This is a genomic window from Microbacterium tenebrionis, from assembly GCF_903645325.1.
GTDB lineage: Bacteria > Actinomycetota > Actinomycetes > Actinomycetales > Microbacteriaceae > Microbacterium > Microbacterium tenebrionis.
Genome location: NZ_CAHJXQ010000006.1, coordinates 38,636 through 61,972, shown reverse-complemented (window position 1 = coordinate 61,972; position 23,337 = coordinate 38,636). Strand labels below are relative to the sequence as shown.

Here is a 23,337-nt window from a genome sequence, read left to right as displayed (position 1 = left end):
TGCGCGTTGCGGAAGGTTTCGCGGTGGCAGCGCCCTGCTCTGGGAGAATGGAACCGTGAAACTCCTCGTCGCCGCCCTCGAATCAGAACTCGTCGCCTTCCCCGAGAACCTCCCCGGGTTCGAGCGCCTCGTCACCGGCCCCGGCAAGCTCAAGGCCACCTACGCGCTGACCCGCGCTCTCGATGCCGCCCAGTACGACGAGATCCTCGTCGTCGGCACGGCCGGCGCGATCGACGAGACCATCGGGTCCGGCGTGCACGAAGTGCACTGGGCGTTCCAGCACGACGTCATCAACGAAGAAGGCGTCCGCGGCGAGCACGTCTCGATGCCGCAGCGCATGCAGCTCGGTGAGGGCGACGTCTCGATCGCGACCGGCGACAGCTTCATCGACGACGCCGAAGCCGTCGAGCTCATCCTCTCCCTCGGCGGGCGCCTCGTCGACATGGAGTCGTTCGCCTACGCCTGGGTCGCCGAGCAGTTCGGCGTGCCGATCCGCATCTGGAAGGCCGTGTCCGACAACGCCCAGGACGGCGCGAACCTCACGTGGGAGCAGGCCGTGACAGCCTGCTCCCACGAACTCCGCGATCGCGTCCGCGAGGTGTACGGGGTCTAGCCGGCGAGGGCCGGTGCCCCGGCGCGCAGACGCTCCGAAGCAAGCTCTTCCGCGGCGGCGAGCGGCGTGATGCCCCGCTCCTCCGCGTCGGCGAGGATGCGCCGCACCGTGTCGCCGATCTGCGCGACCTGGCCCATGATCTCCTCACGGGTGCCGCGCTGCTTGGCCTCGTTGTCCAGATAGATCACGCCACCGGCGTTGACGACGAAGTCGGGGGCGTACAGGATGCCGCGCGAGGCGAGCCGGTCGGCGCCGGCGTGGTTCGCCAGCGGGTTGTTCGCCGGACCGCACACGGCACGGGTGTCCAGGGCGTCGATGACGTCATCGGTAAGGAGGCCGCCGATACCGGCCGGGACGAAGACATCCGACGACGCGAGGTGCTCGGTTCCGGGCTCGGCCCAGGTCGCACCGAGTTCACCGGCGAGGTGGCGACGGGCGGGGTTCACGTCGGTGACGGTGAGGATCGCACCCTCGGCCGAGAGACGGATCGCCAGACGCCCGCCGACCTGGCCGAGGCCCGAGATCGTGATGCGGCGTCCCGCGACATTGCCCGTACCCGTGGTGCGCTCGAGAACCGCGCGCAACGATTCGTAGACGCCCAGGCTCGTGGGACCGGCCGGCTCACCCGAGCCGCCCGCAGCATCGGGAAGACCCACGACGTGCGCGGTGCGCTCCCCCACGACAGCCATGTCGTCCATGGTCGATCCGACGTCCTCCGCCGTGCGGTACAGGCCGCCGAAGGACTCGACAGCGTCGCCGAGATCGAGGAACGCGTCACGGCGGCGCTCGGCGTCGAGGACCGTCCCCTCCTCGAGTCCGATCACGGACTTGCCGCCACCGGCATCCAGCCCGGCCGTCGCGTTCTTCAACGTCATCGCCGCCGACAGACGCAGAGCATCACCGAGAGCATCGCTCCAGTGCGGGTACGTCCACAGCCGCGCACCGCCGAGAGCCGAACCGAGAACAGAGGAGTGCAGGGCGACGGCGATGAACAGTCCGCTGCGCCGGCCGGTGATCACCTCCACCCGTTCGTGAGTGAACGCGGGAAGGGGCAGGGTGTGCGACATTGCATCCTCTTTCGGCAGGCCTTGTGGGCAGCGATGAACGGACGCCGTCAGGTTGCGGCATCCACCCTCCATTGCACCACCCGGCCCGCCTTTCGGCAAGGCCGCCGCGCCCGCTGACGTCAGCGCTGGCGGCGCTCCCGCACGCGCATGTTGATGACGATCGGGGTGCCCTCGAACTCGTACAGCTCCCGCAGGCGGCGCTGGATGAACCGGCGGTAGCCGGGGTCGAGGAACCCGGTCGTGAACAGCACGAACGTCGGCGGACGCGTCGACGCCTGCGTGCCGAAGAGGATGCGCGGCTGCTTGCCTCCGCGCAGCGGGTGCGGGTGCTCTGCGACCAGCTCGGAGATGAACGCGTTGAACTTGCCGGTCGGGATGCGGCGATCCCAGTTCTCCAGCGCGGTCTCGAGTGCCGGCACGAGCTTGTCGAGGTGCCGACCGGTCTTCGCCGAGATGTTCACGCGCGGAGCCCACGCGACGTGCGCGAGGTCCTGTTCGATCTCGCGCTCCAGGTACCGGCGGCGGTCCTGGTTCTCGAGGTCGATGTCGCTGAGGCGGTCCCACTTGTTGAAGGCGAGCACGAGCGCGCGTCCGGATTCGAGCACCAGGTCGATGATGCGCACGTCCTGCTCGCTGAGGGGCTCGGAGACGTCGAGCACGACGACGGCGACCTCCGCCTTCTCGAGCGCGGCGGACGTGCGCAGTGACGCATAGAAGTCCGCACCCTGCTGCAGATGCACCCGGCGTCGGATGCCGGCCGTGTCGACCAGTCGCCACAGCTTGCCGCCGAGTTCGACCACCTCGTCCACGGGGTCGCGGGTGGTGCCGGCGAGGTCGTTGACGACCACGCGCTCCTCCCCCGCGGCCTTGTTCAGCAGCGACGACTTCCCGACGTTCGGGCGACCGAGGATCGCGACGCGCCGCGGCCCGCCGATCTCGTGCTTGGCGACCGCCGAAACCTCGGGCAGCTTCTCGAGCACGGCGTCGAGAAGGTCGGCGACACCGCGGCCGTGGACAGCCGAGGTCGGGTACGGCTCGCCGAGACCGAGGTTCCACAGCGCCGCGGCCTCGGGCTCCTGGCGCGTGTCGTCGATCTTGTTCGCGACGAGGAACACCGGCTTGCCGCTCTTGCGCAGCAGCTTCACGACGTGCTCGTCGGTGGAGGTGGCGCCCACCATGGCGTCGACGACGAACAGCACGAGGTCGGCGAGGTCGATCGCGACCTCGGCCTGAGCTGCGACCGAGCGGTCGATGCCCTTGGCGTCCGGCTCCCAGCCGCCCGTGTCGACGAGCGAGAAGCGACGGTCGTTCCACTCCGCCTTGTACGTCACGCGGTCGCGGGTGACACCGGGCGTGTCCTCGACGACGGCCTCACGACGGCCGAGGATGCGGTTCACGAGGGCGGACTTGCCGACGTTCGGGCGTCCGACGATCGCGACGACCGGGAGTGCGGGGAGGAACTCGACTCCGCCCTCGGCGAGGCTGAGGCCCGCGAGAAGCGCCGCATCCTCCTCGTCCAGGTCGTAATCGGCGAGTCCGGCGCGCAGGGCCTCGGCCCGCTGCTCGGCGAGCTGCTCGTCGAGCTCGTCCATCTTCTCAGCGAGACGGTCGGGGCCGCCTTCGTATTCGTCTTCAGCGGCCATGTTCCGCTCCTTGCTTTCGGTCGATCACCGCGAGGACGGCGTCGATGGTCTGTGAGAAATCGAGGTGGGTGGTGTCGACGACCTCGACGCCCTCTGCGGCGTTCAGGAAGTCGACGACGGCGCTGTCGGAGGCGTCGCGCTTGTGCAGCGCAGCAGCGACCTCTGCGGCGTTCTCGCCGGCGAGTTCACCGGCTCGTCTGGCCGCGCGCACCTCGGGCGCCGCGGTCAGGAGGATGCGTACGGGCGCGTCGGGCGCCACCACGGTCGTGATGTCGCGCCCCTCGACGACGACCGCCGGATGCGAGGCGTTCGCGACGAGCGACCGGAAGAAGATGTTCACCTGCTCGCGCACGGCGGGCACGCGCGCGACGCCGCTGACCGCGCCGGACACGCGCGGCTCGCGGATCGCGGCCGTGATGTCGGTGTCGCCGACGGCGACGGTCCGGTCGTCGGGGTCGAGCCCGAGACGCAGATCGAAGTCGGATGCTGCGGCCAGCACGGCCTGCGGATCATCGGTGTCATCACCGCGCTCGAGCACGTACCAGGCCAGCGCCCGGTAGACCGCCCCCGTGTCGAGCAGCCCGTAGCCGCGCTGGCGCGCGATGGCGGCCGAGACGCTCGACTTGCCCGAGCCCGCCGGTCCGTCGATCGCGATGAACTTGCCCGCACCGGGCAAGTTCTCGGTTCCTGCGCCGGGCCCACGCGCCCCAGAGGCTCCGGGCAGCGCGGAGCGCTGGCTGGAGTGGGGCGTGGGGATCGAAGGGTCACTCATTGGTCGCTCCTGCAATCCGCCATCCGCGCTGCTGCAGCCCGTCCACGGCTCCGAGCAGTGCGGCCGGGGCCACGCTGATCTCGGCGAGGCCGAACTGCGCGCCGGGAGAATGCTCCAGGCGCAGGTCCTCCACGTTCACGCCGAGCTCGCCGAGCTCGCCGAACAGGCGTCCGAGCTGACCGGGGGTGTCGTCGACCATGACGACGAGCTGCTCGAATCGGCGGTTCTGTCCGTGCTTGCCCGGCAGCCGCTCGACCCCGTCGTTGCCCTGTCGGATCGCCTCGGCCACCACGCGCCTGGCCCCGGGCGCTCCGGGCTCGCGCAGCGCATCCGACACGGTCTTCAGGTCGGCTGCGAGTGCATCGAGCACGTCGACGACCGGCTCGGCGTTGGCGCCGAGGATCTGCACCCACAGCTCCGGCGCGGATGCCGCGATGCGCGTGGTGTCGCGGACGCCCTGGCCGGCAAGGCGGAGGGCGTCCTCGTCCGCCGTCGCGAGGCGTGCGGCGAGGAGGCTCGCGACGACCTGCGGGACGTGCGACATGAGCGCGACCGAGCGGTCGTGCTCCTGCGGGGTCATCTCGAGCGGCATCGCGCCGACGTCGAGCGCGAGGTCCTCGACGAGGGCGAGGTCGGCAGGTCGCGTCTCCTCGTCGCGGCAGACCACCCAGGGGCGCCCGATGAACAGGTCGGCGCGCGCCGAGATCGCTCCCCCGCGCTCCCGGCCGGCGAGCGGATGCGAGCCGATGTAGCGCGTGAGATCGAGGCCGCGCTCGGTGAGCGCACGAAACGGCTCGAGCTTCACGCTCGCGACGTCCGTGACGACAGCATCCGGGTATCTCGTGAGCTCCGCCTCGATGACGTCAGCGGTCACGTCCGGCGGAACCGAGACGACGATCAACGACGGTGAGTCGTCGTCGCGAGCCGCGCGTCCGGCTCCGTAATCGATGGCGAGCCGCAGCTGAGCGGGCGATGTGTCGGCGAGGACGACATCCACGCCCTTCGCACGCAGTGCATGACCGATGCTCGCGCCGAGGAGACCGGCGCCGACGACGCGCACGGTCCCCGAGAGGCGCGGCGCATTGCCGTTGCCATGGGTTCTGGCGCTGTCGCTCACTCGGTCTCCTGGGCGTCTCCCGGCGTGGCGTCCGCAGGGGCATCGTGGCGCGCGAGAGTCAGCAGCGCACCACGTTCGATTTTACTCAGTTCCCTGCTCTTCCCCGCCGGGAGGGTTCCCAGGTGCAGCGGACCGAACTGACGTCGCACGAGTTCGGTGACGGGATGCCCCACCGCGGCCATCATGCGACGCACGATGCGGTTGCGCCCGGAGTGCAGGGTGAGCTCGACGAGGCTCGATGCCGCCTTCCCGGTCACTGAGCCCGTCGAAGTGTCGAGGAGCCGCGCCTTGTCCGCCTGGATGAAGCCGTCCTCGAGGTCGAAGCCCTTCGTCAGCTTGGCGATCGTCTGCGCCGTGACGGCGCCCTCGACCTTGGCGATGTACACCTTGGTGACCCCGAAGGACGGATGCGCGAGCACATGCGCGAGTTCGCCGTCGTTCGTGAGGATCAGCAGGCCGCTCGTCTCGGCATCCAGCCGCCCGACGTTGTACAGCCGCTCCTCGTACTCCTTCGTGAAACGGCGGAGGTCGGGTCGGCCGTTCTCGTCCTTCATGGTGCTGACGACTCCGGTGGGCTTGTTCAGCATCACGTAGCGCTTGGAGACGTCGAGTTGAATGGCCGTGCCGTCGACGTCGACGAGGTCGGTCTCGGGGTCGATGCGCCGACCGAGTTCGGTGACGACCTCGCCGTTGACGCTGATGCGCCCTTCGACGATGTACTGCTCGACGACGCGGCGGGATGCCACGCCGGCTGCGGCGAGCACCTTCTGCAATCGGACGCCCGCGGGGGCGGCGTTGTCACTCATCGGATGGTTCCTTCGTCGAATCCGTCGGCGCCGTCGTCGAGCAGCGGCGAGATCGGCGGCAGCTCGTCGAGCGAGTTGATGCCGAGGTTCTGCAGCAGCGCGTCCGTGGTGCCGTAGTTGATGGCGCCGGTCTCAGAATCGGCGAACAGCTCGGTGATGAGGCCCCGCGCGAGCAGCGTGCGCACGACGGAGTCGACGTTCACGGCGCGGATGGACGCCACCTGGCTGCGCGTGACCGGCTGCTTGTAGGCGATCACGGCGAGCGTCTCCAGGGCCGCCTGAGACAGGCGCGCCGGCGCCTGCCCGCCGACGAACTCCGCGACCAGCGCGTCGTGGTCCTCCCGGACGTAGAGGCGCCAGCCTCCGCCGACCTCGCGCAGCTCGAAGCCCCGCCGCGGACCCGTTCCCTTGCCGTCGTAGTCGTCGACGAGCGTCTCGATGGCCTGGCGGACGGCGGGCACCGGAGAGCCGACGGCCGCGGCCAGTGCGACCAGGCCCAGCGGCTCGTCGATGATGAGCAGGATGGCCTCGAGCCGCTCGGTCAGCGGGGTCGTCGGCGGCTCCACAGGGTCAGCGGTCGTCTCGGCAGGGTCAGCGGTCGAGGTGTCATCGGTCATAGTCGGCCCCCAGGGTCGCCAGTGTCTCATCCGACCAGGAGTCGGCTGCCCAGCGGGGCGTCAGCTCGCCGAGCGGTTCCAGTTGTTCGAAGGACAGCGCCGCGTGCCGGTACAGCTCGAGGACCGAGATGAACCGCGCCACGACGATGCCGGGCTCGGTCGTCCCCGCGACGAGTTCGCGGAACGTCAACGACTCGGTGTTCCGCAGCAGGGCCACGACGATCGCCGCCTGCTCGCGGATGCTCACCAGCGGCGCATGCAGATGGTCGAAGCCGACGGTGGGGATCTCCTTGGGCGCGAATGCGAGCAGGGCGAGGGCGGCGAAGTCGTCGGCGCTGAGCGTCCAGACGAGCTCCGGCGTCTGGCGGCGGTGCTTCTCATCCAGCCGGACGGCGCGCGTGTGCCGGCGATCCTCTCGCTGCAGGCAGCGCGCGAACCATGCGGAGACCTCTTTGAACGCCCGGTACTGCAGCAGCCTGGCGAACAGCAGGTCGCGCGCCTCGAGCAGCGCGACGGCCTCGGCGTCGACGAGCTCGCCCTGCGGAAGGAGACCGGCGACCTTCATGTCGAGCAGGGTCGCCGCGACGACGAGGAATTCGGATGCCTGATCCAGCTCCTCCTCGGCCTCGAGCTCGCGCAGGTACGCGATGAACTCGTTTGTCACGGCGCTGAGCGAGACCTCGGTGATGTCCATCTCGTGCTTCGAGATGAGGTTCAGCAGCAGATCGAACGGCCCGTCGAAGTTCGTCAGCGAGACGCGGAATCCGGAGTCGGCCTCAGGAATTGGATCCGACCCTTCGACGGGCTCAGGGATCGGAGTGTCCGCGGAGTCGATCCCTGAGCCTGTCGAAGGGTCGAGAACATCCTCGCTACGCGACGGCGCCACGGGCGACCAGCTCCCGGGCCAGTCGCAGGTACGCCTGAGCGGCGGCATGCTCCGGCGCGAACTCGGTGATGGGAACACCCGACACCGACGCGTCGGGGAACTTCACGGTGCGTCCGATCACGGTCTCCAGCACGTCGTCGCCGAACGCCTCGACCACGCGCTCGAGCACCTCGCGCGAGTGCAGCGTGCGCGCGTCGTACATGGTCGCCAGCAGCCCGTCGAGCTCGATGGCCGGGTTCAGGCGGTCGCGCACCTTCTCGATCGTCTCGATGAGCAGGGCGACGCCGCGCAACGCGAAGAACTCGCACTCCAGCGGGATGAGCACGCCGTGGCTCGCCGTGAGCGCGTTGACCGTGAGCAGTCCGAGCGAGGGCTGGCAGTCGATGAGGATGACGTCGTACTCCCCCGCGACCTGGCGCAGCACGCGCGCGAGGATGGTCTCGCGGGCGACCTCGTTGACGAGGTGCACCTCGGCGGCCGACAGGTCGATGTTCGCCGGCAGGACGTCGAGACCGGCGACAGCGGACGCCACGATCGCGTCGTGCGCGTCGCGCTTGGTGTCCAGCAGCAGGTCGTAGACGGTGGGCACATCGTGGGTCTGGATGCCGAGACCGGCAGACAGCGCGCCCTGCGGATCGAAATCGACGGCGAGCACCTTGCGGCCGTATTCGGCGAGGGATGCTGCGAGGTTGATCGAGGTCGTCGTCTTGCCGACGCCGCCCTTCTGGTTGCAAAGCGCGATGATGCGCGCAGGTCCGTGCGCGTCGAGCGGGGCGGGGATCGGGAAGCCGTGGTACGGACGCCCCGTGGGACCCAAGACGATGTCGTCGGCCTTCGACGTCTTGCCCTTGGTCTTCGTCGCGTTCTGAGCCACCGAATCTCCTGCTTCCTTCATGCTTGCTCGATTCTAGCCAGTCACCTGCGTATTCGCCGGTTCGCCCCCCGGCGATCCCCCACAGCCCGTCAGCGGGCCCGCGGGTGCGAGGTGGCGTAGATGTCGCGCAGCGTGTCGACCGAGACATGCGTGTAGATCTGCGTCGTCGCCACCGACGCGTGCCCGAGCAGCTCCTGCACGACGCGCACATCGGCGCCGCCCTGCAGCAGGTGCGTCGCGAACGAATGGCGCAGTGTGTGCGGCGACACCTCGGCCGTGATCTGCGCGCGCTCCGCGGCGGACCGGATGACGAGCCACGCGCTCTGCCGCGACAGCGGAGCCCCCCGCGCGCCCAGGAACAGCCGGGCGGATGCCTTCCCCTTGGCCGCCAGAGCGGGCCTGACCCGCGTGAGATACGCGTCCACGGCATCCCGGGCGAAGGACCCGACCGGCACGATCCGCTCCTTGGATCCCTTGCCCCGCAGACGCAGCACGTCGCCGTGCGCGAGGTCGTCGACGTCGAGCCCGACGGCCTCCGACACGCGGGCTCCGGTGGCGTAGAGCAGCTCGAGCAGCGCACGATCGCGGATCCCGAGGGGCTCCTCCCCCGAAGGCGCGACGAGCAGCCGCTCGACCTGATCGATCGTCAGGGCCTTGGGCAGCCGCTGCGGCGTCTTGGGCGGGCGCAGCCGTCCGCTGGGGTCCTCGACCTCGATCCCCTCGCGGACGAGGAATCGGTGCAGCCCGCGCACCGAGGACTGCAGCCGGGCCAGGCTCGTCGCCGCAGGTGCCGGAACCACGGCGGAGCGGTCGGCGATGAATCGGCCGATCACGGCACCGGTCACCGCCGTGGTGTCGGCGATGCCGGCATCCGTCAGCCAGCTCAGGTAGACGGCGAGGTCGCGACTGTAGGCGCCGACCGTGTGCTCGGACAGGCCCCGTTCGATCGTGATGTGCCGCAGATACGCGTCGATCGCGCGGTCGAGCCGCATCTCAGCCCCGCAGGCGCCGCTCGGTCGCGAGCACTCCGAGCGAGAGGATGCCGTTGCGCAGCCGCCCCTCCAGCACACCCTCCACAGCCTCGGCCAACGGCACCCATTCCAGACGGATGTCCGCCTCCTCGTCCTCGCGCTCGAAGGCGGACGGAGCCGCCTCGATGCCCGTGGCCAGGTAGATGCGGATCATCTCGTTGTTGCCGCCGGGAGTCGTCCACGTCGACACGAGCGGCTGCCAGTCGCGCGCTCGGAGGTCGGCCTCCTCGGCCAGCTCGCGCTGGGCTGCGATCATCGGGTCCTCGCCCTCGATGTCGAGGAGGCCCGCCGGCAGCTCCCAGTCCCGGTGGCGGATCGGATGCCGATACTGCTGGATCATCAGCACGCGTCCGTCGTCGTCGAGGGCGACGACGACGACAGCGCCGGTGTGATCCACGTACTCGCGGACGATCTCGCCGTCGCCGTACGCGACGCGATCGGAACGGACATCCCAGATCCGGCCCTTGTAGACCAGGTCGCTCTGGAGGACCTCCGGTTCGAAGGGCTCGTCCCGCAGGGCCTCACTCATCTTCGACGTCGAACAGCTCGCTGGAGCGGTGACGGTCGATCGCCGCGCCGACGAGTCCGCGGAACAGCGGGTGCGGATCGGTCGGGCGCGAGCGCAGCTCGGGGTGCGCCTGCGTGGCGATGTAGTACGGGTGAACGTCGCGGGGCAGCTCGACGAACTCGACGAGGTCGAGCTCGGGGTTGAGCCCCGAGAACACGATCCCGGCGTCCGACAGCCGCTGACGGTAGGCGTTGTTGACCTCGTAGCGGTGACGGTGGCGCTCGGAGATCTTCGTGGTGCCGTACACCTCGGCCGCGAGCGACCCCTCGGTGAGGGCTGCTTCGTACAGCCCCAGGCGCATGGTGCCGCCGAGGTCGCCGCCGTCGAGGATCTCGACCTGCTCGGTCATCGTCGCGATGACGGGCTCCGAGGTCTCGGGGTCGAATTCGCTCGAGGACGCACCGGTGATGCCGGCCACGTTGCGGCCGTACTCGATCACCATGCACTGCAGGCCCAGGCACAGGCCGAGCGTGGGGATGCCCTGCTCGCGCGCGAACTTCAGAGCGCCGAGCTTGCCCTCGATGCCGCGGATGCCGAAGCCGCCGGGCACGCAGATGCCGTCGAGGTCGGACAGGGCCTTGGCCGCGCCCTCGGGCGTCTCGCACGAGTCGGACGGGATCCACCGGATGCTGACGTGCGCCTCGTGGGCGAAACCGCCGGCGCGCAGCGCCTCGGTCACGGACAGGTAGGCGTCGGGCAGGTCGATGTACTTGCCGACCAGGCCGATCGTCACCTCGTGCTTCGGGTTGTGGACGGCCTGCAGCACCTTCTGCCAGCGCGACCAGTCGACCTCGTCCGCAGCCTTTCCGTCGAGACCGAGACGTCGCACGATGTACGAGTCGAGGCCCTGGTCGTTCAGCGTCGACGGGATGTCGTAGATGCTCGGCAGGTCGACCGTGTTGATGACGCCCTCGGCGTCGACGTCGCACATGAGGGCGATCTTGTTGCGGTTCGACTCGCTGACGGGCCGGTCGCTGCGCAGCACCAGTGCGTCGGGCTGGATTCCGACCTGGCGGAGAGCTGCGACGGAGTGCTGGGTGGGCTTGGTCTTCTGCTCGCCGGAGGCGCCCATGAACGGCACGAGCGAGACGTGCACGAAGAAGACGTTGTCGCGGCCGAGCTCGTGGCGCAACTGCCTGGCGGACTCGAGGAACGGCTGCGACTCGATGTCGCCGACGGTTCCGCCCACCTCGGTGATGATGACGTCGGGGCGCGGCTCCTCGGTCGCCTGCAGGCGCATGCGGCGCTTGATCTCGTCGGTGATGTGCGGGATGACCTGCACGGTGTCGCCGAGGTACTCGCCGCGGCGCTCCTTGGCGATGACCTGGGAGTAGATCTGGCCGGTGGTGACGTTGGCCGCCTGCGACAGGTTGATGTCGAGGAAGCGCTCGTAGTGCCCGATGTCGAGGTCGGTCTCCGCGCCGTCATCGGTGACGAACACCTCGCCGTGCTGGAACGGGTTCATCGTGCCGGGGTCGACGTTCAAGTACGGGTCGAGCTTCTGCATCACGACGCGCAGTCCGCGCGCGGTGAGGAGGTTGCCGAGGCTCGCAGCCGTCAGGCCCTTCCCCAACGAAGAAACGACACCACCAGTCACGAAGATGTGTTTGGTCGTGTCGTTGTCGGGCCGCGCCTCAGAAGAGTTCATCACGGGCTTCAATCCTAACAGTTCGCCGGGGCCGAAAGGCTGAGCAGTTCACGGGCATGGGTGAGTGCGGCGTCGGAGTCCGCGAGACCCGAGAGCAGTCGGGCCATCTCGGCCTCGCGCTCGGGTCCGTCCAGGCGCCGGACGCTCGACGCGGTGACGGCGCCGTCGTTGGACTTCACGACCGACAGGTGATTCGACGCGAACGCCGCGACCTGCGCCAGGTGGGTGACGGCGATGACCTGCGAGGACTCCGCCAGGCGGGCCAGGCGCCGCCCGACTTCGATGGCCGCGGCGCCGCCGATGCCTGCATCCACCTCGTCGAACACGAACGTCGGCACCGGATCGGTGCCCGCGATCACGACCTCGATCGCGAGCATCACGCGGGACAGCTCGCCGCCCGACGCGCTCTTGGCGACCGAGCGCGGTTCGGCGCCGGGGTGCGGTGCGAGGAGGATCGCGACATCGTCGCGCCCGTGCGAGCTCTCCGCGCCCTCGCGGACGGCGACCTCGAGCCGGGCGTCGGGCATAGCCAGCGCATGGAGTTCTTCGGTGACGGCGGCGCCGAGCCGGGATGCCGCTTCGCTGCGCGCGCCCGTCAAGGCGGATGCTGCGGCGTCGAGCGCCTCGCGCGCGGCATCCCGCTCGCTCTGCAGCCGCTCGAGGCGGTCGCCGTCGTCGTCGAGTTCGGCGAGCCGGTTCGACCCGCTCGACCAGAGCTCGAGCGCCTCATCGAGGCTGCCGTGCGTGCGGACGAGAGTCGTCAGCGCCGCGCGGCGCTCTTCGACGGCGGCGAGCTCGTGCGGCCCCGACTCGTCGAGATCGGCGAGGTAGGCGGACAGCTGCAGGGCGAGGTCGGAGAGCCGGTAGCCGACGTCGGCGATGCCCTCGGCGATGCCGGCCAGCGCGGAGTCCGCGGAGCGTTCGAGGTGGCGCCGCGCCTCGGCGACGAGCGCCGACGCATCGGGTTCGCCCTCCTCGCTGGAGATCGCTCCCCTGGCGAGGGACGCCGCGACCCGCAGCTCCTCGGCGTTCGCGAGGCGCTCGGCACGCTCGGCGAGGACGACATCCTCCCCGGGTTCGGGCGCCGTCGCCTCGATGAGCGCCAGCTGCTCCCGGAGGCGAGCAGCCTCCTCGGCACGGCGATCCCGGTTCTCGGACAGATCGGTGATCTCGGCATCCAGCTCGCGCCACCGCGTGTACGCGCTCGAATACGTCTCGAGGGCTGCGGCGATCGGGGCGCCGCCGAAGCGGTCGAGGGCGTCGCGCTGGGCGGCCGCCGAACGCAGCCGCAGCTGCTCGGACTGGCCGTGCACGACGACGAGTTCATCTGCGAGCGCCGACAGCACGCCGGCGGGAGCTGCACGGCCGCCGACGCTGGCGCGGCTGCGCCCTTCGGCGCTGAGGGTGCGCGAGACGTAGAGCTCGCCCTGCGGGGTCCCGCCCTCGCCGGATCCGAACTCCTCGAGCTCGCCTCCGGCATCCGCGACGATGTCGGCGACGGCGCCGGAGGCGGGGACGAGCCAGACGCCGGCGACGGACGCCTGATCGGCTCCGGCGCGCACGGCCCCCGAGTCGGCACGGTTGCCCAGCAGGAGTCCGAGCCCGGTCACGACCATGGTCTTCCCCGCGCCGGTCTCACCCGTGATCGCGGTGAAACCCGGTCCGAGCGGCAGGACGGCGTCGTCGATCACGCCGAGGCCGCGCATCCGCATCTCCTCGATCATGAGGACGCTCCTCGCCACCCCGCCACCGGGAGCTGGAACTTGCGGACGAGACGGTCGGTGAAGGCCGCCGGGTGCAGGCGCGCGAGACGAACGGGGCGCGACGACCGCCGGACGACGACGCGGGCTCCGGGCGGCAGGTCGTGCGAGCGCCGTCCATCGCACCACAGGATGCCGGTGCCGCTGGTGCGCTCGAGCATCTCGATCGCCACGGAAGCGTCGGGGCTCACGACGAGGGGGCGGGCGAACAGCGCGTGGGCCGACAGCGGGATCACGGTGATGGCTTCGACGCTGGGCCAGATCACCGGACCTCCGGCGGAGAAGTTGTAGGCGGTCGAGCCGGTCGGCGTGGAGATGACCATGCCGTCGCAGCCGTAGCTCGACAGGGGCCGGCCGTCGATCTCGACGACCACCTCGATCATGCGTTCCCGGCTCGCCTTCTCGACCGTGGCCTCGTTGAGCGCCCAGGTCTCGTAGACGACGTCGCCGGCGGCATTCTTGACGCGCACGGCCAGCGCCATGCGCTCCTCGACGACGTAGTCGCGGTCGATGACCCGCTGCACGGCGTCGTCCATCGCATCGCGCTCGATCTCGGCGAGGAAGCCGACATGGCCCATGTTGATGCCGAGCACGGGCGCGCTGCGCGTGCTCCGGACGAGCTCGGCCGCCCGCAGGATCGTGCCGTCGCCGCCGAGGACGATGGCGAGTTCGAGGTCGTCGACCGCGACGTCGTCGATCAGCACGTCGACGTCTGCGAAGCCTCCGTCGACGGCGGACAGCTCGGTGCGGTCGTCGATCGAGAGGACGGGGCGCGCGCCGGCGCCGCGGAGAAGATCGATGACGCGACGGGCTGCGGCGACCGTGTCGTCCCGGCCGGCGTGAGCGACGACCAGGATGTTGCGCTCGTTCATCGTCCTCCTGCCAGCTCGTCGATGCGTTCCGTCCATTCTGTCGGATTGCTGCCGCGTCCGGATGCCATGTGGACGAGGAACTCGGCATTGCCGTGCGTGCCGAGGATCGGCGACGCGATGATGCCGAGCATCCCGAGTCCGGCATCCCAGCCGTGCCAGACGACGCGCGCGACGGCATCCGCGCGCGTCGCCGGGTCGGTCACGAGACCGCCCCTGACCGCGGTGCGCCCCACCTCGAACTGCGGCTTGACGAGGACGACGATGTCGGCATCGGATGCCGCGACGGCGGCAGCGGCGGGAAGGATGTGCTCGAGCGAGATGAACGAGAGGTCGCCGACGATGAGCTCCGGCGCGCTGGTCTCCCCGGTCGCCTCGGCGAGGCTCTGCGGCGTCATATACCGGACGTTGAAGCCCTCGACCTCGACGACGCCGGGATCGGCCGCCACGGATGCGGCCAGCTGCCCGTGACCGACGTCGACCGCGAGAACCGTGCGCGCGCCGCGTTCGCGGAGCACCTGGGTGAAGCCGCCGGTGGACGCCCCCATGTCGAGCGCGAGCCTGCCGGTTGCTGCGACGTCGAACGCATCGAGGGCGGCAATGAGCTTGTGCGCGCCCCGGCTGACGTAGTGATCGGACGCGGCGACGTCGATGACGGCGTCGTCTGCGACCCCGGTCGAGGGCTTGATGATCTGGCGTCCGTCGACGCTGACCAGTCCTGCTGCGATCAGCGTCGAGGCGTGCGTGCGCGAGCGGGCGAGTCCGCGCGCGGCGAGAGCGGCGTCGAGGCGCGTCACCGGTCTCCTGACGGCGATGCGCCCGGCGAATCGAGTCTGGCGCCCGCCTCGAGCCGGCGGAACAGCTCGTCGTGCACGGCGGTGTAGGCCTCGGCCCTGGCCGCCAGCGGCTGGCCCTCGATCAGGCGCAGACGGCTCCACAGGCCATCGGTCGGCTGCGGGGTCTGGTCGTTCACGCCTTCCACTGTACGTGCCTTCGGGCGCGGAGACGCCGAGGCGCGTCAGGGCCGGTGGAACGGGTCGTCGTAGAGCTTCTCGGGGACGTCGAGCACGAAGATCGGCGTGCCCGAATCCCAGATGGCGTGGGCGCCGGCGCGGACGAGGTCGATGTGCCGCTTTCCCTCGGCGAGGATCTCGACGTCTCCTCCGACGACGCGCACCGTTGCCCCGTTGACCGTCACGGCGCCGTTCCGGCGCTCGACCGTCGGGTACGGCTCATGCAGTTCGCGCAGGTCGCTGAGCACATAGGTCGGACGCGAGCCCTCGGGGGCGGCGAGGACGTGCTTGGGCCGGTCGATCCCGGTCAGCGCGAGCGCGGAATCGATGCCGACGCGCGCTGCCCCCATGATGTCCGTATCGAGGCGGTCGCCGATGAACAGGGTCTTGTGCGCGTTGAAGCGGGCGATCGCCTCTTCGAAGATCGGAACCTCCGGCTTGCCCGCGACGGTCGCCAGGCGGCCGACAGCCGTGTGCACGGCAGAGACCAGAGTGCCGTTGCCGGGGGCGACGCCGCGCTCGCGCGGGATCGTCCAGTCGCTGTTGGTGGCGATCCAGGGGATGCCGCCCTCGTCCTCGGGCACCTTGAGCGCGAATGCCGCCTCGGCCAGGTCCGTCCAGGCGACCTCGGGTGCGAAGCCCTGGACGACGGCATCCGGCGCGTCCTCTGCGCTGCGGGTGACCCGGTAACCGGCCTTCTCCGCCTCGACGACGAGCCCCTCACCCCCGACGATCAGCAGCGTCGCTGGAGCGGGCACCATGGTGGCGAGCAGGCGCATGGCCGCCTGCGGACTGGTGACGACATCCTCGGCGGCGACGGAGAGACCGAGCTCGGTGAGGTGGCCGGCCACCGACGCATCCGTGCGCGACGCGTTGTTGGTGATGTAGCCGACCCGACGGGTTTCGGCGACCCGGTTCAGGCTCTCGACCGCGTGGGGCAGAGCGCCGGGACCGGCATAGACGACGCCATCGAGGTCAGCGAGGACGACGTCGACGCCGTCCAGAGGTGTGGCGCGCGCTTTGGAGAAGAGTCCCACTCAGGATTCCTCACCCTCGATGAGGCCGTCCTCGATGAAGATCTCCTCATCGTCTTCGTCGTTCAGGCCCAGCGCGTCGGCAGCGACCTCGGCACGAGCGGCCCAGAAGGATGCTTCGTCGTCTCGCCCGAGGTCTTCAAGTACCGCCGCATGCGCGCTGAACAGCGCGGGGCTCCACTCGAAGGCGCGGTCGGGGTCGAGCTCGGGGATCTGCAGCTCGCCGAGGGCGAGTTCTGGCTCGCCCTGGTCGAGGCGGGCACCCGACATCGCGATCGCCAACGCCACGCGTACGGGCGTCGGCAGAGCGCTGCGGTCGACCGCACGACCGGCCTCGAGGGCGCGGTCGGGGCGTCCGACGCCGCGCTCGCTGTCGACCATGAGCGCGATCTGGTCGTCCTTGCCGGAGATCCGGCGATAGGTGCGGAGCTCGCGAAGCGCGAGGGCGAAGTCGCCGGTCGCGTACGCGGTGATGCCGAGCGTCTCGCGGACGATCGCGATGCGACCGGCGCGACGGGATGCCGCGAGGGCGTGCTTGTGGGCGAGCTCGGGGTCTTCATCGATGAGCTGCGCGGCCATCGCGAGGTGACGCGCCACCTGCTCCGCGTTCTCCTTGCTCAGAGTCTTCAACTCATTGCGCGCCGCGTTCTGCAGGTCCTTCGCGGTGATCTCTTCGGGAACGACCGGGTCATCGTGACGCGGACGATCCTCGGACCGACGATCCGGGCGCTCACGGCCGGCACCCCCGCGCTGCGGGAAGCCGCGGCCGTCACGCTGGCTGCCGCCTTCGCGACGCTGGTAGCCGCCCTCACGACGGTCGCCATCACGACGCGGCGCAGCACCATCACGACGCTGATAACCGCCCTCACGGCGATCGCCATCACGACGCGGGGCACCGCCGTCGCGACGCGGCGCAGCACCATCACGACGCTGGTAACCGCCCTCACGACGGTCGCCATCACGACGCGGGGCACCACCGTCGCGACGAGGGGCCGCACCATCGCGACGCTGGTAGCCGCCCTCACGGCGGTCTCCATCACGACTCGGGGCACCACCGTCGCGACGAGGGGCGCCGGAGCGCCCGGTAGGAGAAGAGCGATCAGGGTGTGGCCGCCGAGGGCGGTCTCCAGGGCGGTTGTCGTCGTCGCGTCGCGGTCGGCGCTCGTCGTCGTTCGGCATGTCCTGATTCTCTCAACTCTTCTGTTAACGCAAAATGGCCACCCTGCGTTGGGTGGCCATTTTGACTAAAAGGAGTCCGGCGGTGTCCTACTCTCCCACAGGGTCCCCCCTGCAGTACCATCGGCGCTGTGAGGCTTAGCTTCCGGGTTCGGAATGTGACCGGGCGTTTCCCTCACGCTATGGCCGCCGAAACACTATTGATGTTTCAATCATACGCATAACGAAAAGTATTGTTTTCGTTTGCGGTTCTCGACCGTACATCGAGAACCACTCAGTGGACGCGGCATCAGAAAGAATTCGAACTGATGAAAATAAGGGTGTTATCAAGTCATCGGCTTATTAGTACCAGTCAGCTCCACACGTTGCCGTGCTTCCACATCTGGCCTATCAACCCAGTCGTCTACTGGGAGCCTCTCACCCACAAGGGGCATGGAAGTCTCATCTTGAGGCCGGCTTCCCGCTTAGATGCTTTCAGCGGTTATCCATCCCGAACGTAGCTAATCAGCGGTGCTCCTGGCGGAACAACTGACACACCAGAGGTTCGTCCACCCCGGTCCTCTCGTACTAGGGTCAGATCCTCTCAAACTTCCTACGCGCGCAGCGGATAGGGACCGAACTGTCTCACGACGTTCTAAACCCAGCTCGCGTACCGCTTTAATGGGCGAACAGCCCAACCCTTGGGACCTACTCCAGCCCCAGGATGCGACGAGCCGACATCGAGGTGCCAAACCATGCCGTCGATATGGACTCTTGGGCAAGATCAGCCTGTTATCCCCGAGGTACCTTTTATCCGTTGAGCGACAGCGCTTCCACAAGCCACTGCCGGATCACTAGTCCCGACTTTCGTCCCTGCTCGACCTGTCAGTCTCACAGTCAAGCTCCCTTGTGCACTTACACTCGCCACCTGATTGCCAACCAGGTTGAGGGAACCTTTGGGCGCCTCCGTTACTTTTTGGGAGGCAACCGCCCCAGTTAAACTACCCACCAGGCACTGTCCCTGAACCGGATCACGGTTCGAAGTTAGATATCCAGAGTGACCAGAGTGGTATTTCAACAACGACTCCACGTGAACTGGCGTCCACGCTTCACAGTCTCCCACCTATCCTACACAAGCCACACCGAACACCAATACCAAGCTGTAGTAAAGGTCACGGGGTCTTTCCGTCCTGCTGCGCGTAACGAGCATCTTTACTCGTAGTGCAATTTCGCCGAGTTCGCGGTTGAGACAGCTGGGAAGTCGTTACGCCATTCGTGCAGGTCGGAACTTACCCGACAAGGAATTTCGCTACCTTAGGATGGTTATAGTTACCACCGCCGTTTACTGGGGCTTAAATTCTCAGCTTCGCCTTGCGGCTAACCGGTCCTCTTAACCTTCCAGCACCGGGCAGGCGTCAGTCCGTATACATCGTCTTGCGACTTGGCACGGACCTGTGTTTTTAATAAACAGTCGCTACCCACTAGTCTCTGCGGCCACCACACCCTTTCGGAGCAAGTCCTAATAAGTGGATGGCCCCCCTTCTCCCGAAGTTACGGGGGCATTTTGCCGAGTTCCTTAACCACGATTCTCTCGATCTCCTTGGTATTCTCTACCTGACCACCTGAGTCGGTTTGGGGTACGGGCGGCTAGAACCTCGCGTCGATGCTTTTCTCGGCAGCATAGGATCACCCACTTTTTATCCGCATCGTGTCTCAGCCACATGAGTCACGGATTTGCCTATGACTCGGCCTACGCACTTGCCCCGGGACAACCATCGCCCGGGTTGGGCTACCTTCCTGCGTCACACCTGTTAATACGCTAACCGCACCAGCATGGGGTCGTACGCTAGGCCTCACCCCATCACCCCGAAGGGATCCGGTCATGAGGATTCAGATACTTAGCACCACTGGATTAGCTTGGGCGGTTCTTCGCCGGTACGGGAATATCAACCCGTTGTCCATCGACTACGCCTGTCGGCCTCGCCTTAGGTCCCGACTTACCCAGGGAAGATTAGCTTGACCCTGGAACCCTTGGTCTTTCGGAGGACATGTTTCTCACACGTCTTTCGCTACTCATGCCTGCATTCTCACTCGTGTAGCCTCCACGGCTGGGTCACCCCGCCGCTTCGCCGGCCACACGACGCTCTCCTACCCATCAACACGGCTGGACCACGAAGGCCTACCAAAAATGTCAATGCCACAACTTCGGTGGCGTGCTTGAGCCCCGTTACATTGTCGGCGCGGAATCACTTGACCAGTGAGCTATTACGCACTCTTTCAAGGGTGGCTGCTTCTAAGCCAACCTCCTGGTTGTCTAAGCAACTCCACATCCTTTTCCACTTAGCACGCGCTTAGGGACCTTAGATGGTGGTCTGGGTTGTTTCCCTCTCGACTATGAAGCTTATCCCCCACAGTCTCACTGCTGCGCTCTCACTTACCGGCATTCGGAGTTTGGCTGACGTCAGTAACCTTGTAGGGCCCATCGGCCATCCAGTAGCTCTACCTCCGGCAAGAAACACGCAACGCTGCACCTAAATGCATTTCGGAGAGAACCAGCTATCACGAAGTTTGATTGGCCTTTCACCCCTATCCACAGCTCATCCCCTCAGTTTTCAACCTAAGTGGGTTCGGTCCTCCACGCGCTCTTACACGCGCTTCAACCTGGCCATGGATAGATCACTTCGCTTCGGGTCTAGGACATGCGACTGAATCGCCCTATTCAGACTCGCTTTCGCTACGGCTACCCCACACGGGTTAACCTCGCCACATATCACTAACTCGCAGGCTCATTCTTCAAAAGGCACGCTGTCACCCCTACTAAGGAGGCTCCAACGGTTTGTAAGCAAACGGTTTCAGGTACTATTTCACTCCCCTCCCGGGGTACTTTTCACCTTTCCCTCACGGTACTTGTCCGCTATCGGTCATCTGGGAGTATTTAGGCTTATCAGGTGGTCCTGACAGATTCACACGGGATTTCACGGGCCCCGTGCTACTTGGGATACTCTCCACGCCAGAACACGCATTTCGACTACGGGGTTGGCACCCTCTATGACCGGCCTTTCAAGACCGTTCGTCTATACGCTTCTGTAACGTCGCCACCTCGGCAGAGATGACAGGTGAGTCCCACAACCCCGAACATGCAACTCCTGCCGGATATCACACACACTCGGTTTAGCCTGATCCGGTTTCGCTCGCCACTACTAACGGAATCGCGGTTGCTTTCTCTTCCTGTGGGTACTGAGATGTTTCACTTCCCCACGTTCCCTCTACCCGCCCTATATATTCAGGCGGGAGTCACTAGGTCGGCACGCCGCCCAGCGGGGTTTCCCCATTCGGACACCCTCGGATCAAAACTTGCTTATCAGTTCCCCGAGGCTTATCGCAGATTGCTACGTCCTTCTTCGGCTCCAGATGCCAAGGCATCCACCGTTTGCTCTTAAAGACTTGAAACAAAACATGAGTTCGAATCGTCAAAATTGAAATTGACTAATGATCTTTAAGATCATCTTTCACAACACCACAACCCACCCTAAAAGGGCCGGCTGCGATGCTGAAGATGCTCGCGTCCACTGTGTAGTTCTCAAAGTACGGGCGGTACCCCCACCAACTCACCAACCGGTGAACCAGAAAGGGGCCCAGAGGTACAGTCCCAAGATCCGCCCTCCGAAGAAGACGAACCCGGTTCCGGTCCCTCAGGACCCAACAGCGTGCATACACCACATCCCCATGACCTCCCCGTTCCAACCGCCGAAGCAGCGTACTAACGAAAACCATGCATCCATGATGCCAAGTCAAATGTTCCACCCATGAGCTCCGGCCGGAAACGTGTGTTCCGGAACCGGCTCTGTCAGAACCGAAGTTCTGCAGTGCTCCTTAGAAAGGAGGTGATCCAGCCGCACCTTCCGGTACGGCTACCTTGTTACGACTTAGTCCTAATTACCGATCCCACCTTCGACAGCTCCCTCCACAAGGGTTAGGCCACCGGCTTCAGGTGTTACCGACTTTCATGACTTGACGGGCGGTGTGTACAAGACCCGGGAACGTATTCACCGCAGCGTTGCTGATCTGCGATTACTAGCGACTCCGACTTCATGAGGTCGAGTTGCAGACCTCAATCCGAACTGGGACCGGCTTTTTGGGATTCGCTCCACCTCACGGTATCGCTGCCCATTGTACCGGCCATTGTAGCATGCGTGAAGCCCAAGACATAAGGGGCATGATGATTTGACGTCATCCCCACCTTCCTCCGAGTTGACCCCGGCAGTATCCCATGAGTTCCCACCATTACGTGCTGGCAACATAGAACGAGGGTTGCGCTCGTTGCGGGACTTAACCCAACATCTCACGACACGAGCTGACGACAACCATGCACCACCTGTTTACGAGTGTCCAAAGAGTTGACCATTTCTGGCCCGTTCTCGTATATGTCAAGCCTTGGTAAGGTTCTTCGCGTTGCATCGAATTAATCCGCATGCTCCGCCGCTTGTGCGGGTCCCCGTCAATTCCTTTGAGTTTTAGCCTTGCGGCCGTACTCCCCAGGCGGGGAACTTAATGCGTTAGCTGCGTCACGGAATCCGTGGAATGGACCCCACAACTAGTTCCCAACGTTTACGGGGTGGACTACCAGGGTATCTAAGCCTGTTTGCTCCCCACCCTTTCGCTCCTCAGCGTCAGTTACGGCCCAGAGATCTGCCTTCGCCATCGGTGTTCCTCCTGATATCTGCGCATTCCACCGCTACACCAGGAATTCCAATCTCCCCTACCGCACTCTAGTCTGCCCGTACCCACTGCAGGCCCGAGGTTGAGCCTCGGGATTTCACAGCAGACGCGACAAACCGCCTACGAGCTCTTTACGCCCAATAATTCCGGATAACGCTTGCGCCCTACGTATTACCGCGGCTGCTGGCACGTAGTTAGCCGGCGCTTTTTCTGCAGGTACCGTCACTCTCGCTTCTTCCCTGCTAAAAGAGGTTTACAACCCGAAGGCCGTCATCCCTCACGCGGCGTTGCTGCATCAGGCTTCCGCCCATTGTGCAATATTCCCCACTGCTGCCTCCCGTAGGAGTCTGGGCCGTGTCTCAGTCCCAGTGTGGCCGGTCACCCTCTCAGGCCGGCTACCCGTCGACGCCTTGGTGAGCCATTACCTCACCAACAAGCTGATAGGCCGCGAGCCCATCCCCAACCAAAAAATCTTTCCAGTAACTGACCATGCGATCGCTACTCGTATCCAGTATTAGACGCCGTTTCCAGCGCTTATCCCAGAGTCAGGGGCAGGTTGCTCACGTGTTACTCACCCGTTCGCCACTAATCCACCCAGCAAGCTGGGCTTCATCGTTCGACTTGCATGTGTTAAGCACGCCGCCAGCGTTCATCCTGAGCCAGGATCAAACTCTCCGTAAAAAAAGAAGCAAACCAAAACCGGAATAAGGTCAAGGCTGCGAGTTTGAAACTGACCAAAGAGATAAATCATTGCTGACTATCCGTTGCCAACCCCCGAAGGGGTTGGTCTTTGATCCAAAGGAATCTCACCCTGCCGAAGCAGAGTCGAGGTTATTTGGCATTTGACAAGTGCACGCTGTTGAGTTCTCAAGGATCGGACGCACCCACGACCCAGTCATCACAACCAGGCCCGCAGGGCAACTTCTCAATCTTACCCCATGGGATCCGTTTGTCAAATCGGCGATCCGAGCGAACCCGGTGCGATCTGCGGAACCACAGAGCATCCCGAAACGCAGTCGTTCACCGAGGTGATCTTCTGTGTTTCGGGAGGTGGTCCGCCACTTGAGGGGAGCTGAGCCTTGGCCCTTGCTCAACCCTGTGGGGCGAACAGGTAATAACTTACGCGGGATCGGCGCAGGGCGGCA

At 66.4% G+C, this 23,337-nt stretch carries 19 protein-coding genes and 3 rRNA genes; 2 read left to right on the top strand and 20 right to left on the bottom strand.

All coding sequences use genetic code 11. The features are described from left to right. The first annotated feature begins 55 nt into the window (after nt 1-55). Nucleotides 56-613, top strand: a complete 558-nt coding sequence (locus HWX58_RS10025; RefSeq protein WP_175987512.1) for a phosphorylase family protein — start codon at nt 56-58, stop codon at nt 611-613. Here HWX58_RS10025 and HWX58_RS10020 read toward each other — a convergent pair. From HWX58_RS10020 to HWX58_RS09940, 17 genes are all read right to left on the bottom strand, one after another. Further along, the gene (locus tag HWX58_RS10020; protein WP_175987510.1) at nt 610-1,680 is read right to left on the bottom strand and encodes a Glu/Leu/Phe/Val dehydrogenase family protein; all 1,071 of its coding nucleotides are present in this window, start codon (nt 1,678-1,680) and stop codon (nt 610-612) included. The genes HWX58_RS10025 and HWX58_RS10020 overlap by 4 nt on opposite strands. Nucleotides 1,681-1,799: 119 nt before the next feature. After that, nucleotides 1,800-3,323 carry a ribosome biogenesis GTPase Der gene (gene der, locus HWX58_RS10015; RefSeq protein ID WP_175987508.1) on the bottom strand — a complete coding sequence of 508 codons (1,524 nt, stop codon included), beginning with the start codon at nt 3,321-3,323 and terminating at the stop codon, nt 1,800-1,802. After that, a complete protein-coding gene (cmk, locus tag HWX58_RS10010) occupies nt 3,313-4,095 on the bottom strand; it encodes a (d)CMP kinase (RefSeq protein WP_175987506.1) in 783 nt (260 codons plus the stop codon). The genes der and cmk overlap by 11 nt, the downstream gene beginning before the upstream one ends. Continuing rightward, nucleotides 4,088-5,212, bottom strand: coding sequence for a prephenate dehydrogenase (locus HWX58_RS10005; RefSeq protein ID WP_175987504.1), 1,125 nt, complete (start codon nt 5,210-5,212; stop codon nt 4,088-4,090). The genes cmk and HWX58_RS10005 overlap by 8 nt, the downstream gene beginning before the upstream one ends. Beyond that, entirely contained in the window at nt 5,209-6,018 is an 810-nt protein-coding gene (locus HWX58_RS10000) for a pseudouridine synthase (protein WP_175987502.1), read from the bottom strand. The genes HWX58_RS10005 and HWX58_RS10000 overlap by 4 nt, the downstream gene beginning before the upstream one ends. Next, on the bottom strand, nt 6,015-6,635 hold the full coding sequence (scpB, locus tag HWX58_RS09995) for an SMC-Scp complex subunit ScpB (RefSeq protein WP_175987500.1): 621 nt from the start codon (nt 6,633-6,635) through the stop codon (nt 6,015-6,017). The genes HWX58_RS10000 and scpB overlap by 4 nt, the downstream gene beginning before the upstream one ends. After that, entirely contained in the window at nt 6,625-7,521 is an 897-nt protein-coding gene (locus HWX58_RS09990) for a segregation and condensation protein A (RefSeq protein WP_438268251.1), read from the bottom strand. The genes scpB and HWX58_RS09990 overlap by 11 nt, the downstream gene beginning before the upstream one ends. Continuing rightward, nucleotides 7,505-8,416, bottom strand: a complete 912-nt coding sequence (locus tag HWX58_RS09985; protein WP_227531360.1) for a ParA family protein — start codon at nt 8,414-8,416, stop codon at nt 7,505-7,507. The genes HWX58_RS09990 and HWX58_RS09985 overlap by 17 nt, the downstream gene beginning before the upstream one ends. Nucleotides 8,417-8,484: 68 nt before the next feature. Further along, nucleotides 8,485-9,387, bottom strand: coding sequence for a site-specific tyrosine recombinase XerD (xerD, locus tag HWX58_RS09980; RefSeq protein ID WP_175987498.1), 903 nt, complete (start codon nt 9,385-9,387; stop codon nt 8,485-8,487). Nucleotide 9,388: 1 nt separating this feature from the next. Further along, a complete protein-coding gene (locus tag HWX58_RS09975) occupies nt 9,389-9,955 on the bottom strand; it encodes an NUDIX domain-containing protein (RefSeq protein WP_175987496.1) in 567 nt (188 codons plus the stop codon). Further along, complete coding sequence (pyrG, locus tag HWX58_RS09970) at nt 9,948-11,642, bottom strand: CTP synthase (RefSeq protein ID WP_175987494.1); 1,695 nt, start codon at nt 11,640-11,642, stop codon at nt 9,948-9,950. The genes HWX58_RS09975 and pyrG overlap by 8 nt, the downstream gene beginning before the upstream one ends. Before the next feature lie 14 nt (nt 11,643-11,656). After that, nucleotides 11,657-13,366 (bottom strand): DNA repair protein RecN, encoded by a 1,710-nt coding sequence (gene recN, locus HWX58_RS09965; protein ID WP_175987491.1) that lies wholly within the window; start codon nt 13,364-13,366, stop codon nt 11,657-11,659. Then, nucleotides 13,363-14,274 carry an NAD kinase gene (locus HWX58_RS09960; protein ID WP_175987488.1) on the bottom strand — a complete coding sequence of 304 codons (912 nt, stop codon included), beginning with the start codon at nt 14,272-14,274 and terminating at the stop codon, nt 13,363-13,365. The genes recN and HWX58_RS09960 overlap by 4 nt, the downstream gene beginning before the upstream one ends. Next, nucleotides 14,271-15,068, bottom strand: coding sequence for a TlyA family RNA methyltransferase (locus HWX58_RS09955; RefSeq protein ID WP_175987487.1), 798 nt, complete (start codon nt 15,066-15,068; stop codon nt 14,271-14,273). Before HWX58_RS09955 ends, HWX58_RS09960 begins: the two co-directional genes overlap by 4 nt. Further along, entirely contained in the window at nt 15,065-15,244 is a 180-nt protein-coding gene (locus HWX58_RS09950) for a hypothetical protein (RefSeq protein ID WP_175987485.1), read from the bottom strand. The genes HWX58_RS09955 and HWX58_RS09950 overlap by 4 nt, the downstream gene beginning before the upstream one ends. A gap of 45 nt (nt 15,245-15,289) precedes the next feature. Further along, complete coding sequence (locus HWX58_RS09945; protein ID WP_175987482.1) at nt 15,290-16,321, bottom strand: HAD-IIA family hydrolase; 1,032 nt, start codon at nt 16,319-16,321, stop codon at nt 15,290-15,292. Next, on the bottom strand, nt 16,322-16,915 hold the full coding sequence (locus HWX58_RS09940; protein WP_250646192.1) for a hypothetical protein: 594 nt from the start codon (nt 16,913-16,915) through the stop codon (nt 16,322-16,324). On the opposite strand from HWX58_RS09940, the gene HWX58_RS09935 reads away from it, so the two are divergent. Continuing rightward, nucleotides 16,904-17,566 carry a hypothetical protein gene (locus HWX58_RS09935; protein WP_175987480.1) on the top strand — a complete coding sequence of 221 codons (663 nt, stop codon included), beginning with the start codon at nt 16,904-16,906 and terminating at the stop codon, nt 17,564-17,566. The two genes, HWX58_RS09940 and HWX58_RS09935, sit on opposite strands and share 12 nt — an antisense overlap. A 5-nt stretch (nt 17,567-17,571) precedes the next feature. Here HWX58_RS09935 and rrf read toward each other — a convergent pair. The 3 genes from rrf to HWX58_RS09920 all read right to left on the bottom strand — a co-directional run bounded on the left by rrf (nt 17,572) and on the right by HWX58_RS09920 (nt 22,873). Beyond that, a 5S ribosomal RNA gene (gene rrf, locus HWX58_RS09930) occupies nt 17,572-17,688 on the bottom strand. Nucleotides 17,689-17,816: 128 nt separating this feature from the next. Next, nucleotides 17,817-20,923: ribosomal RNA gene (locus tag HWX58_RS09925) — 23S ribosomal RNA — on the bottom strand. A 427-nt stretch (nt 20,924-21,350) separates the two neighbouring features. Beyond that, a 16S ribosomal RNA gene (locus tag HWX58_RS09920) occupies nt 21,351-22,873 on the bottom strand. The 16S, 23S and 5S rRNA genes sit together here, the layout of an rRNA operon. Nucleotides 22,874-23,337 lie beyond the last annotated feature (464 nt).